Raw genomic sequence first — 12,830 nt, 5'->3', positions numbered from 1 at the left:
CCCCGACGTGCTCAGGCTTTCCCGGAGAGTCCTCCATGAGCTTATTCCGCACGAAGAACATCGAAACGATGCTGGCCGAAGCCCGCGACGACGGCCTCAGAAAGGTGCTTGGGCCCGTGGACCTGGTGCTGATGGGCATCGGCGCGATCATCGGCACCGGCATCTTCGTGCTGACCGGCACCGGGGCGCTGACGGCCGGGCCCGCGCTGACCCTGTCCTTCGTGATCGCGGCGCTGGCGTGCGGGTTTGCCGCGCTGTGCTACGCCGAATTCTCCACGGCGATTCCGGTGTCCGGCTCGATCTACACCTACAGCTACGCCACGCTGGGCGAGATCGTCGCGTGGATGATCGGCTGGGACCTGCTGCTCGAATATGGGCTGGCCACCTCCGCGGTGTCGGTGGGCTGGTCCGGCTATTTCCAGTCGCTGATCGGCGGCTTCGGCATCCGGCTGCCCGCGGCGCTGACCGCGGCGCCGGGGTCCGTGCCCGGGGTGGAGACCGTACTGAACCTGCCGGCGATGCTCATCATGCTGGCGATCACCTGGGTGGTGTCCTACGGCGTGCGCGAGTCGGCGCGCGTGAACAACGTGATGGTGGCGATCAAGGTCGGCGTGGTGCTGCTGTTCATCGCGGTGGGCGTATGGCACGTGCAGCCCGCCAACTGGCAGCCGTTTACGCCGTTCGGCTTCACCGGGGTGTTCAATGCCGCGGCGCTGGTGTTCTTTGCCTTTATCGGCTTCGACGCGGTGACTTCGGCGGCGGAGGAAGTGCGCAACCCCCGCCGCGACCTGCCCATCGGCATCATCGGTTCGCTGGCCGTCTGCACCGTGCTGTACGTGGTGGTGGCGGCAATCATGACCGGCATCGTGCCGTTCGCGAAGTTCGCCGGGGTCGATCACCCGGTGTCGCTGGCGCTGCAGTACGCCGGCCAGAACTGGGTGGCCGGCTTCATCGACCTGGGCGCGATCCTGGGCATGACCACGGTGATCCTGGTGATGACCTTCGGCCAGACCCGCATCCTGTTCGCGATGTCGCGCGACGGCCTGCTGCCGGCGCGGCTGTCCTCGGTGCACAAGGTGCACGCGACGCCGTTCGTCGCCACCTGGACGGTGGGCATCGTGTTCGCGTCCATCGCGGGCTTCGTGCCGCTGAACGTGCTGGCCGAGCTGATCAATATCGGCACGCTGTCCGCCTTCGCGCTGATCTCGGTGGCGGTGCTGGTGCTGCGCAGAACGCGCCCGGACCTGCCGCGCGCGTTCCGCTGCCCCGGCGTGCCGGTGGTGCCGTTGCTGTCGGTGGCGTTCTGCCTGTTCCTGATGGCGCATCTGCAACTGCGCACGTGGATCGCCTTCCTGACCTGGCTGGCGATCGGCCTGGCGATCTACTTTCTCTACGCGCGCCGCAACGCGGTGCTGCACCGCTAGGGCTCGCCGGCGGGCCGGGCCTCAGGTCCGGCCCGCCTCGGCGAGGAACGCCAGCGCGCGCGGCTCCTCGATATACGCCGAGTTGATGCGGATCCAGGGCGCGGTCTCGCCGGCGGGGCGGAAGTAGTTGCCGGGCGCGAGCGTCACGCCGTGGCGCTCGGCAAGGGCCACGAGCTGGCGCGAATCGTCGACGTGCGGGCACCGCGCCCACAGGAAATTGCCGCCCGCCGGCTCGCAGAAAATCTCCCATCCGGCCTCCGCCAGCCGCCTGACGGCATTGGCGGTGGCCTGCCGCACCCGCAGGCGCAGCCGTTCGACGTACTTGCGGTACTGGCCGCGCTCGAGCAGCGTGGCGGTGACCGCCTCGGCGAAATGCGAACCGGCGACGCTGGTCAGCACCTTCACGTCGACCAGATCCTTGACGAGCGCCTTGTCGGCGACCAGATAGCCGATCCGCAGCGATGCGGACACCGTCTTGGAAAATCCCCCGATATAGATTACGTGCTCGAGCTGGTCGAGCGTAGCGAGCCGGTCCGTCGCGTGCGGCTGGAAGTCCGAGAAGATGTCGTCCTCGACGAAGCGAAAGCCGTGGCGCCGCGCCAGTTCCAGCAGGCGGAATGCGATCTGCGGCGCGAGCGTGGAACCGGTCGGGTTCTGCAGCACGCTGTTGGTAAAGAACAGCTTGGGCTTGTGCTCGCGCAGCAGCGCCTCGGCCGCATCCGGGTCCGGGCCGGTCGGCGTGTGCGGCACACCCACCAGCTTCACCCCGTGCAGGCGCAGCAGCCCGAACAGGTTGTAGTAGCCCGGGTCCTCGACGAACACCGTGTCGCCCGGGCGCAGCAGATGGCGCACCACCAGGTCCAGCGCCTGGCTCGCGCCGGCGGTGATCAGCACTTGCGGCAGTTCCGCCTCGATGCCGAGCTGGCGCACGCGCGTCAGCACCTGCCGCCGCAGTTCGGGATGCCCGAGCGGCGTGGCGTAGTGGATCACGCTGTCGATCTCGTTGCGCGAGACGTGGCGGATCGCCTGCGTGAGCCCCTCCACATCGCGCCACGCCTCCGGCACGAAGCCGCCCGCCAGCTTGAGCGTGGCGCTGGGATGGTTGAACTGCTCCAGGATGTGGTCGGACAGGTCCTCGGCAAGGCTCGGGTCGGACCATCCCTTGGCGTGCTGGCCGGCGAAGGAACTGTGCGCGACGAAGAAGCCGGAGCCCTGGCGCGAGTCCAGCAGTCCCTGCGATACCAGCCGGTCATAAGCCTCGATGACCGGGAACCGGCTGATGCCATGCTCGGCCGCCAGCTGCCGGATCGAGGGCAGCCGCGCGCCCGGGCGGGCGCCGCGCGAGGCGATCCAGGCCTTGACCTCGTGGACGATCTGGTCGGTCAGCGGAATGCCGGTGGAGGTGTCGAGGGTGAGCTTCATCGCGGCCTCTGCGAATCGAAGTGTCCAAGTGTCAGGAAAAACCACTGAACAGTTCATGGAAAACTGTTCGGAAGTGTTCATGGGATTGTAAGCGCCCCTATGAATAATGGAAGCGTGGCCCGGGGCACTTGCGCGGGCCCCACCAGGAGCGATGCCATGCGTGAACTGAGGACTTTCGAATTGGATGGAAGCGGGCGGCCGGTGAGCTGGCGGGCCCGCGAGGGGCAGACCATCACGGCCCGCCAGGGCCGGCTATGGCTGACGGTGGAGGGGCACCACGCCGATATCTGGCTGGTGCCGGGCGATGTCGCCGTGCTGCCCGAGGGGCAGCGGGTGTGGCTGTCCGGCGATGCGCCGGGGGCCAGCTTCACGCTGGCGCAGGCCGCCTCGCCGTGGTCGGTGCGCCGGCTGGCGAAGGTGGCCCGTACCGTGGTCCGCCGGGCGACGGGCCGCCCCGCCGGCCTGCCGGCGGCGTGCTGGACCACCGGCCATTGAGAGCCGGCGCTTCATCGGGGGGCGCTTCAGCGTGCGGACGAGACGGCGATCGAGCCCGCCACCGCCTCCCACAGCGGCATGAGCCGCTTGCGCTCGGCCTCGGCGATGGCCTCCGGCACCGCGCCTGTGCGGCACAGCAGCATCATGGTCTGCTCGTGCTCTCGCAGCGGCAGCAGCCACATGCGCCCGTACTGCAGCGTGCGTCCGCCGCTGCCCTCGCCGGCGATGGAGAAACTGACCCACGTCATCGTCCGCTGCTTCAGCCGCGTGGTGCCCTGGCCGAGGAGCTTCGGCGTGGTGCCGGTGGCAAAGCGCAGCGCGTTGGCCAGGCGCTCGGCCTCGCCGGCGGCCGCCTTGCCGGCCGCGGCGGCCGTGGCACCCTCCGCGGCGTTGGCCGCCGCCTGCGTCAGCGGCCGCGTCAGCAGGTCGATCGTCGATAGCCCGCTGCCGCCCTGGCTGTTGAACGCGAAAATGGTGGCGTCTTCCCGCAGTTTTTCCCGCGCCGTGTTGCGCTCCCAGGACAGCGGCATGCGCAGCGACACGTCGGCGTTGCCCGCCGCCGGCGTGCCCTTGGTGCGCAGCACGCGCGCCATGGGCGTATCCAGTTCCGCCGCGGGCCGCTCGTCGTAGACGGCGGCCAGCAGCAACTGCAGCGAATCGGGCTCCATCTCCCCGCGCGCGGTTCCCCGCACGCGGTCCAGGAAGTCGCGTACCGCCTGCTGGTTGGCCAGGGCGGCCTGGATGGAGTCGCGGTCCATCTCCAGCACCTTGGTGGCGAGACGCGCCCGGTCGGTGGCCGGCAAGGGAATGCCCTGGAACAGCCTTGTCACGCTTTCCAGCGCGTCGGGAAACTGGCGGTCGAATTCGGCGCGCGTGCGCTCGATCTCGGGGCGCATCGACGGATATTGCTCGGCCGCGCGCTCCAGCGTGATCGACTGGCTGGTCAGGTACCCGTAGACCGAGGCCAGGCTGGAGATGACGGTGGGCGTGTAGTCCCATGCCAGGGCCTGGCCGGGAAGGCACGCAAGGCAGGCCAGCGCTGAAGCCGCCGAAGACAGCAGCACCCGCACGCGTTGGCGCATAGGGATCTCCCAAGAGGTAGTGGCCGGCACGGTCGTCCGTGCTCTGTGGTGGTTTTGCCGACCGGAGGAGGCGACTCACGGGGGCGGGTTGATCGATTGTAGCCGAAGGCATGTGGCGTCACGTCGGGGATCCCCCTTCTGGCCGGTGGGCGCGACGCGGCATACAATCGTCCGGCGTTCCAGGCACCCTGCGCACGCGCACCAGCCGGCCAGGGCAATAAAAAACATCCCCGAGGATGCACACCCCAACCAGGTGGAGACAATGACCGATCTATCCGACGTGCATCACGCCGGCGGCGCGGCGAACCCGGCTACCCCGGCCGCCACGGCCACCGGCCCCGCCCGCCCCGAAGCCTCCGCACCCGCCGCCGGCCCGGCCCACAAGGTGCGTTTCGTCACCGCGGCCTCGCTGTTCGACGGGCACGACGCGTCCATCAACATCATGCGGCGCATTCTCCAGTCACACGGCTGCGAGGTGATCCACCTGGGGCACAACCGCTCCGTGGAGGAAGTGGTGGAAGCCGCGCTGCAGGAGGACGTGCAGGGCATCGCCATCTCCAGCTACCAGGGCGGCCACGTCGAGTACTTCAAATACATGATCGACCTGCTGCGGCAGAAGGGCGGTGCCCATATCCGCGTGTTCGGCGGCGGCGGGGGCGTGATCGTGCCCGACGAGATCCGCGAGCTGCAGGACTATGGCGTGACGCGCGTGTACAGCCCGGAGGACGGGCAGCGCATGGGCCTGGCCGGCATGATCGCCGACATGGTGCGGCGCTGCGATTTCGATCCGGCCGCGCAGGCCGACCTGACGCTGGACGTGCTGCGCGCCGGCGATCGCCGCGCGCTGGCGCAGTGGATCACCGTGCTGGAGAACGGCCGGGCCGATGCGGCGCGCCTGGCCGCGCTGCACGAGGTGGCCAGCGCGTCGGGCACGCCGGTGCTCGGCATCACCGGCACCGGCGGCGCCGGCAAGTCTTCGCTGACCGACGAGCTGATCCGCCGCTTCCGGCTGGACCAGCGCGACGCGCTGCGCATCGCGGTCATCTCCATCGACCCGTCGCGGCGCAAGTCTGGCGGCGCGCTGCTGGGCGACCGCATCCGCATGAACGCCATCAACCATCCGCACATCTTCATGCGCTCGCTGGCCACGCGCGAGGCGGGCAGCGAGATCTCGCAGGCGCTGCCGGACGTGGTGGCCGCGTGCAAGGCGTCGGGCTTCGACCTGGTCATCGTCGAGACCTCCGGCATCGGCCAGGGCGACGCCGCGATCGTGCCGCACGTCGACCTGTCGCTGTACGTGATGACGCCCGAGTTCGGCGCGGCCAGCCAGCTCGAGAAGATCGACATGCTGGACTTCGCCGATTTCGTCGCCATCAACAAGTTCGACCGCAAGGGCGCGCGCGACGCATGGCGCGATGTCGCCAAGCAGGTGCAGCGCAACCGCGAGCAGTGGCACGCCACGGCGGAAGACATGCCGGTCTATGGCACGCAGGCGTCGCGCTTCAACGACGATGGCGTGACCATGCTGTACCACGGCATCGGCGCGGCGCTGGCCGGGCGGGGCCTGAAGCTGCAGGCCGGCGTGCTGCCGCGCCTGGAGGGGCGTATCTGCACGGGGCAGAACGTCATCGTGCCCGCGGCGCGCAGCCGCTACCTGGCGGAGCTGGCGGACGTGGTGCGGGCCTATCACCGCCGCGTCGCCGAGCAGTGCCGCATCGCGCGCGAGCGCCAGCAGCTGCGCGCCGCGCGCCGCATGCTGGGCGAAGCGGGGCACGCGGGCGGCGGCGACGGGGCGCTGCGGGAACTGGAGGACGGGCGCGATGCCCAGCTGGGCGCGGCCGAGCGCCGGCTGCTGGACCAGTGGCCGCGCATGCGCGAGGCCTATGGCGGCGACGAATACGTGGTGAAGATCCGCGACCGGGAGATCCGCACCGGCCTGGTGTTCACCACGCTGTCCGGCACGCAGCTGCGCAAGGTGGTGCTGCCGCGCTTCGAGGACGACGGCGAGGTGCTGCGCTGGCTGATGCGCGAGAACGTGCCCGGCAGTTTTCCCTACACGGCCGGCGTGTTCGCCTTCAAGCGCGAGAACGAGGACCCCACCCGCATGTTCGCCGGCGAGGGCGATGCCTTCCGCACCAACAGGCGCTTCAAGCTGGTGTCCGAGGGCATGGACGCCAAGCGCCTGTCCACCGCCTTCGACTCGGTCACGCTGTACGGCGAGGACCCGCACCTGCGCCCGGACATCTACGGCAAGGTGGGCAACTCCGGCGTGTCGATCGCCACGCTGGACGACATGAAGGTGCTGTACGACGGCTTCGACCTGACGAGCCCCGCCACCTCGGTGTCGATGACCATCAATGGTCCCGCCCCGACCATCCTGGCGATGTTCATGAACACCGCCATCGACCAGCAGCTGGACAAGTTCCGCGCCGACAACGCCCGCGAGCCGACGGCCGACGAGGAGGCCAAGGTCCGCGCGTGGGTGCTGCAGAACGTGCGCGGCACCGTGCAGGCGGACATCCTGAAGGAAGACCAGGGCCAGAACACCTGCATCTTCTCCACCGAGTTCTCGCTCAAGGTGATGGGCGACATCCAGGAATATTTCGTGCACCACCGCGTGCGCAACTTCTACTCGGTGTCGATCTCCGGCTACCACATCGCCGAGGCGGGCGCCAATCCGATCTCGCAGCTAGCCTTCACGCTGGCGAACGGCTTCACCTATGTCGAGGCGTATCTGGCGCGCGGCATGCACATCGACGACTTCGCGCCCAACCTGTCGTTCTTCTTCTCCAACGGCATGGATCCGGAGTACAGCGTGCTCGGCCGCGTGGCCCGCCGCATCTGGGCGGTGACGCTGCGCGACAAGTACGGTGCGGACGAACGCAGCCAGAAGCTGAAGTACCACATCCAGACCTCGGGCCGCTCGCTGCATGCGCAGGAGATCGACTTCAACGACATCCGCACCACGCTGCAGGCGCTGATCGCGATCTACGACAACTGCAATTCCCTGCACACCAACGCCTACGACGAGGCCATCACCACGCCCACCGGCGAATCGGTGCGGCGCGCGCTCGCCATCCAGCTGATCATCAACCGGGAGTGGGGCGTGGCCAAGTGCGAGAACCCGAACCAGGGCAGCTTCCTGATCGAGGAACTGACGGACCTGGTCGAGGAGGCCGTGCTGCAGGAGTTCGAACGCATCGCCGAGCGTGGCGGCGTGCTGGGCGCGATGGAGACCGGCTACCAGCGCGGCAAGATCCAGGAGGAATCGCTGTACTACGAGCAGCGCAAGCACGACGGCTCGCTGCCCATCATCGGCGTCAATACCTTCCGCAATCCGGACGGCGACCCGGTACCCAGGACCCTGGAGCTGGCGCGCTCCAGCGAAGACGAGAAGCAGAGCCAGCTCGCCAGGCTGGCCGACTTCCATGCGCGCCACGCGCAAGAGGCGCCGGCCATGCTGGAGCGGCTGCGTCGCGCCGTGATCGACAACCAGAACGTGTTTGCCGTGCTGATGGACGCCGTGCGGGTTTGCTCGCTGGGGCAGATCACCCACGCGCTGTTCGAGGTCGGCGGGCAGTATCGCCGCAACATGTAGCGCCGGGGCTGGCCGGCTGGTGCGGACACGCAGGCTCGCATCGTAGCGGGCCTGGAGCAGCGTCCGCAGCGACGGACCGGCGCCACGGTCGCTTGCGCACCTCGTCGCGGTCGCGCGGGAAGCCGCGTAACGCCCCTGGGTTAAACTCGCCGACTGGCATGACGCCCCGGGGCAACCGGCTTCGCGCGCCGCGGTTCGGCCGCCCGCGCGCCAGCGCCGCCGCCCCTTTTCACCGAGGAATTCCCGTGTACGACCCCAACAACATCTTCGCCAGAATCCTGCGCGGCGAGCTGCCCTGCCACAAGGTGTACGAGGACGCCGATACGATTGCGTTCATGGACATCATGCCGCAGTCGGACGGCCATGTGCTCGTGGTGACCAAGGAGCCCGCCGCGGACCTGTTCGAGCTGTCCGAAGCCGGCGCGCGGGCCGCGATCGCGACCACCCAGCGCGTCGCCCGGGCGGTGCGCGCGGCGTTCCGGCCCGATGGCGTCTCCATCGGCCAGTTCAACGGCGCCGCCGCCGGGCAGACCGTGCCGCACGTGCATTTCCATATCGTGCCGCGCCATGCCGACAAGTCGCTGCGCGGCCACGCCAGCGACATGGCAGACCCCGAGACGCTCGCCCGGCACGCGCAGCGCATCGTCGAGGCGCTCGCCGCGCCCGACTGAACGGGCGGGACGGCATCCCGGCATTCAACCGACATCCAACCAGCAATGAGGAGGAAGAGACAAGATGGCAATCCGGAAAGTGGGCATCATCGGCGCGGGCACCATGGGCAACGGCATCGCGCAGGCGTGCGCGGTGGTCGGACTCGATGTGGTGATGGTGGACATCAGCGACGCCGCGGTGCAGAAAGGCATCGCCACCGTGGCCGGCAGCCTGGACCGGCTGATCAAGAAGGACAAGCTGACCGAGGCGCAGAAGCAGGCGGCGCTGGGCCTGATCCAGGGATCGTCGTCCTACGATGCGCTCAAGGGCGCCGACATCGTGATCGAGGCGGCGACCGAAAATCTCGAGCTCAAGGTCAAGATCCTCAAGCAGGTGAACGACCTTGTCGGCGACGACGTGATCATCGCCTCCAACACGTCGTCGATTTCCATCACCAAGCTCGCGGCCGTGGTCACGCGGCCCGAGCGCTTCATCGGCATGCATTTCTTCAATCCGGTGCCGATGATGGCGCTGGTCGAAGTGATTCGCGGCCTGCAGACGAGCGACGAAACGCACGGGCTGGTGGAAACCCTGTCCCGCGAACTGGGCAAGTACCCGATCACCGTCAAGAACAGCCCGGGCTTCGTGGTGAACCGCATCCTGTGCCCGATGATCAACGAGGCGTTCTGCGTGCTGGGCGAAGGGCTGGCCTCGCCGGAGGAGATCGACGAGGGCATGAAGCTGGGCTGCAACCATCCGATCGGACCGCTCGCGCTGGCCGACATGATCGGGCTGGACACCATGCTGGCGGTGATGGAAGTGCTGTACGGCGAATTCGGCGATCCGAAATACCGTCCGGCCATGCTGATGCGCGAAATGGTGGCCGCCGGGTATCTGGGCCGGAAGACGGGGCGGGGCGTGTACGTTTATAGCAAGTAGAGAATCGCGGGCATTATTCGCGGCAACAAATGCAGCCGGCACCGTATTGCGGTGCCGGTTTCTTTTTGCGTGCCGCCAATGCGTGAGGGCACGATCGGCGTTGCCCGTGCATTGGAGAGAATTTGTGAAAGCCAGCGGCGAAACGGCTGGATAGATTGCGCGGTCATCCATTGCCGTGAATCCCATGCCACCACTCGACTATGCCACCCGAATCCGCCCGCAGGAATTTCTGCTGGCCCTGGAAACCAACCGAACCGAAGAGCTCCAGCACCTGATCGGGCGCCACGACGGCCGCCTGAAACTCACCGATGGCAGCGATCACGTGATCGCCTATGGCGATGTCGGGGGCGTCATGAAGCTGTCCATGACGCGCGTGCCCACGCAGGGCGAATGGCGGCCAACGGTGCTGCTGCGCTCGGCGCTGGAGAACCTGGGCTGCACGGACGTCGGCCGCATCAAGGCCTCGCTGGCGAATGTGGCGGGCATGGCCAACCAGATCGCCGACCGCCTGCGCGCGGCGCTGCCCGATATCGTGAGGGGCCAGTGGAACGCCGACCTGGCCCAGGCGCTGGTCAACCCTCCTGTCCGGCTCGATGCCCGCGAAGTGCTGCCCTGGCTGGACAGCCCCGAGCGCAACGGCTGTCTTCGGCAGGATGGCCTTGTGCCGGGCAGCGTCAGCATGGCGGACGGCGTGCTGACCGCCGTATTCACGATCGGCAAGCATAGACAGAGGCTGCAATTCAGAAAGTACGACGGCGGCGAAGCAGAGGAACGGCAGCGCGCCGAACGCGATCTCGCACGGATGGAGCGGGTACTGAATGGCCACTACGCCGATCGGTTCGGCCGGTTCGCCAACGCGCGCGACATGATGGCGGTATTCATGGCCGCCTCGGTGGTGGAGGAGGCCACCGCCGAAATGGCGGCCGTCACCGACGGGCTGTTGCCCGCCGAAGGCCGGGCGGAGTCGGTACCCTTCTTGCCATGGCGCGCCGACGGCGAAGGGCAGGTACCCGAGACCCGGCTCGCGGCCGACATGGCGATGCGAGCGTGCAGGGCCGACGTGCTGCGGGCCGCCGAGGCGGCGATGTCCCGGTTCGCCTTGCCAAGGGAAGCGGCCCAGGTGGAAGAAAGGAGCGTGCTCGATACCTATACCAACCGCGCGCTTGCCGGCATACACCAATGCCTGTCGACGCGCCTGCACAAGCACGAACGCGCTGCCTTCTGTGCCAGCGTGCGCAACGAGTTCGGCGTATCCGACGCGGATGCCAAGATCATCCGAAAGCGGCATCGGGAGTTCGGCAACGATACGGCGCTGAGGCTGGACGGTGCCGTTGGCAAGCGCCAGGTCCTGATCCGCCCGAACGAACCGTCGCCACCGGGAACCGATGTCGCGCGCTTCTTCGTCAAGCTCGGTTTCGGGGAGCGCCTGTGGCGCACGTTGCGGGGAACGCCGCCGTCGCGCCTGAAGGAGGCGGATGTGCCGCCGTCGAACAGCGCGGTGGTCGGCACCCAGCAATCCTTCGCTCCGCGTCGGCTGTGCAAGTTGTGGGTCAACAAGTTTCCGCCGTGCCTGCGTTTCCATCCCGGGGGGGCGAGGTTGCAGGGCAGCTCCGATATGGCCGCGGTGGCCGCGTCACGCAAATACACGGGGCTGGACAGCCTGTCACGGGATCTCTTCCAGACCGTGCACGACAATCGCATGCACGAGGTGGTTGCCGACGTGCGGCAGGAAGTGGACAAGCACGCCGCGGCGATGCGCATCAAGGGACGCGAGCAACTGCATGCGCAATTGGCGGCCGACAGCCGGCTGGCGCGCGTCGATGCGCTTTGCGGTTCGGGCGAAAACGCGTTCCCACCGCCGCTGCGCGAGGCCATCCATCATGCATTCGACGCGGCTGCCGCCTGCGACGCCTTCCTCGGCGGCGACGCGCCATTGACCGTGTCCCACCGAGACGAATTGCAGGCGGCCTTCTCTGCCGGCCTGAATGGCCAGCCGCTGCCCCCGGTGGTCGCAGCGCCCAGGATGCGCGAAGCTCGCTCGATGGCGCACAAGGCCGGCCTGGCGGCCTTCGCGGCGCTGGCGAGCGAGGCGGGGCAGCAACAAGCCGACGGATTTGCCTACGCGCTGCACGGGGCGTTCGGCGAAGGTCTGCGACGCCCTGCCTTCCTGGATCGCAGGGAAGCGATGACGCATCTGTCCGAGCTTCCGCTGACCAGGGCGCAGACGATCGAGTTCGGGCGCAAGCTGATCGGGCTTGCCGAGGCTCATCATCAGGCCCGGCGCGCCGCGGACTTCGACAACGCCATGCGGCCCCGCATCGAGGCGTGGGAACGCCTCGTCGAGGCGGGAGGCGCTTCGCTCGAGAATGGTCGCCTCAAGGCCATGCAGACCGCTGTTGCGGCCGGGGCGGATGCGCGTGCGCAGCGCGGCGCGGCACAGAAGAGGGTCGGGATTCTGATCAGCGGCATCGAAGGCTGGTGCAGGGACGAAGGTGTGCCGGTCCAGACGGCGACGCTTTTCATGCAGGCCATTGGCGAAGCGATGGGGGTACGGCCTCCGCTCGACGGCGAAGTGCCCGGCGCGGACGCCAGCGAAAGGAAGGCTTACACGCATGCCCGCGGCGCGGCGCAGGCCATTCTCGCCAACGTGAGCGAGGTCGAAGCGGTGCTCGACAGGCGCGATCGGGCGCTGCGCGAACGCCTGGACCTGACGGTGATAGGTCGCGCGACGCTTGGCGAATTCAACCGCTGGACCAAGGGCGAAATCGATTTTGCCTGGTCGCTTGCGGGCGCCGCCAACGGCGGTCCCCGCGCCAATCCGGCGCCGGATGCCAACGCCGTGCAGGCCGAAGCGGTGCGCAATGTCAACGCGCCCGGACCGGTCGAATTCGACAGCGAAGAGGCGGGTGTCACGCACCATCTGGCCAGGCTGCTCAATGGTCTGGACGACCCGGCGCCCGGGGCGGCCGACGAGGGCGCGGCTGCGTCTGCGCCGCAGGCGGCGCAGCCGCCGGTGGCGCCCGCATCCGGCGGGCAACCGCTGGAGCAGCTGAAGGAGGTGCACGGCATCTACCGCGGCAAGGGAATCGAGAATCTATCGCGTGACGTCATACGGCGCACGCACAGCATGCCCGCCGCACTCGGCGGCAGACGGCGGCCCGAATGACTCGGACCGAGACTATCCCCGCGCGGCTCTCCCGCTGATGCGAGACGGCTTCG

Annotated in this window: 8 protein-coding genes; 6 read left to right on the top strand and 2 right to left on the bottom strand. The window is 68.4% G+C overall.

The window, feature by feature from the left end; all coding sequences use genetic code 11:
* The first annotated feature begins 35 nt into the window (after nt 1–35).
* A complete protein-coding gene (locus tag LDO27_RS14310) occupies nt 36–1,424 on the top strand; it encodes an amino acid permease (protein WP_222202525.1) in 1,389 nt (462 codons plus the stop codon).
* A 21-nt stretch (nt 1,425–1,445) separates the two neighbouring features.
* Here the strand turns inward: LDO27_RS14310 and LDO27_RS14305 are convergent, their stop codons facing one another.
* Nucleotides 1,446–2,846 carry an aminotransferase-like domain-containing protein gene (locus LDO27_RS14305; RefSeq protein WP_222202524.1) on the bottom strand — a complete coding sequence of 467 codons (1,401 nt, stop codon included), beginning with the start codon at nt 2,844–2,846 and terminating at the stop codon, nt 1,446–1,448.
* 156 nt (nt 2,847–3,002) lie between these two features.
* Between LDO27_RS14305 and LDO27_RS14300 the strand changes: the two genes are divergently transcribed.
* Nucleotides 3,003–3,341 carry a DUF2917 domain-containing protein gene (locus tag LDO27_RS14300; protein ID WP_224042344.1) on the top strand — a complete coding sequence of 113 codons (339 nt, stop codon included), beginning with the start codon at nt 3,003–3,005 and terminating at the stop codon, nt 3,339–3,341.
* A gap of 26 nt (nt 3,342–3,367) precedes the next feature.
* Here the strand turns inward: LDO27_RS14300 and LDO27_RS14295 are convergent, their stop codons facing one another.
* Entirely contained in the window at nt 3,368–4,423 is a 1,056-nt protein-coding gene (locus tag LDO27_RS14295; RefSeq protein ID WP_224042342.1) for a hypothetical protein, read from the bottom strand.
* Nucleotides 4,424–4,685: 262 nt separating this feature from the next.
* Here LDO27_RS14295 and icmF point away from each other — a divergent pair, with 262 nt between their 5' ends.
* The 4 genes from icmF (at nt 4,686) to LDO27_RS14275 (ending at nt 12,777) form a co-directional block, all read left to right on the top strand.
* On the top strand, nt 4,686–8,021 hold the full coding sequence (gene icmF / locus LDO27_RS14290) for a fused isobutyryl-CoA mutase/GTPase IcmF (RefSeq protein ID WP_224042341.1): 3,336 nt from the start codon (nt 4,686–4,688) through the stop codon (nt 8,019–8,021).
* Between the two features lie 245 nt (nt 8,022–8,266).
* On the top strand, nt 8,267–8,692 hold the full coding sequence (locus LDO27_RS14285) for an HIT family protein (protein ID WP_224042339.1): 426 nt from the start codon (nt 8,267–8,269) through the stop codon (nt 8,690–8,692).
* Between the two features lie 64 nt (nt 8,693–8,756).
* Entirely contained in the window at nt 8,757–9,611 is an 855-nt protein-coding gene (locus tag LDO27_RS14280; protein WP_224042338.1) for a 3-hydroxybutyryl-CoA dehydrogenase, read from the top strand.
* Between the two features lie 184 nt (nt 9,612–9,795).
* A complete protein-coding gene (locus LDO27_RS14275; protein ID WP_224042337.1) occupies nt 9,796–12,777 on the top strand; it encodes a hypothetical protein in 2,982 nt (993 codons plus the stop codon).
* Nucleotides 12,778–12,830 lie beyond the last annotated feature (53 nt).

The organism is Cupriavidus respiraculi, assembly GCF_914271545.1.
GTDB classification, from domain to species: Bacteria; Pseudomonadota; Gammaproteobacteria; order Burkholderiales; family Burkholderiaceae; genus Cupriavidus; species Cupriavidus respiraculi.
The sequence above is the reverse complement of the archived record's forward strand: the minus strand, read 5'-3'. Positions and strand labels throughout refer to the sequence as shown.

Bases quoted from the DNA above. Each gene is read 5' to 3' on its own strand.
- LDO27_RS14280 (WP_224042338.1), top strand. From the start codon at position 8,757: ATGGCAATCCGGAAAGTGGGCATCATCGGCGCGGGCACCATGGGCAAC.
- LDO27_RS14305 (WP_222202524.1), bottom strand. From the start codon at position 2,846: ATGAAGCTCACCCTCGACACCTCCACCGGCATTCCGCTGACCGACCAG.
- LDO27_RS14295 (WP_224042342.1), bottom strand. From the start codon at position 4,423: ATGCGCCAACGCGTGCGGGTGCTGCTGTCTTCGGCGGCTTCAGCGCTG.
- LDO27_RS14300 (WP_224042344.1), top strand. From the start codon at position 3,003: ATGCGTGAACTGAGGACTTTCGAATTGGATGGAAGCGGGCGGCCGGTG.
- LDO27_RS14310 (WP_222202525.1), top strand. From the start codon at position 36: ATGAGCTTATTCCGCACGAAGAACATCGAAACGATGCTGGCCGAAGCC.
- LDO27_RS14275 (WP_224042337.1), top strand. From the start codon at position 9,796: ATGCCACCACTCGACTATGCCACCCGAATCCGCCCGCAGGAATTTCTG.
- icmF (WP_224042341.1), top strand. From the start codon at position 4,686: ATGACCGATCTATCCGACGTGCATCACGCCGGCGGCGCGGCGAACCCG.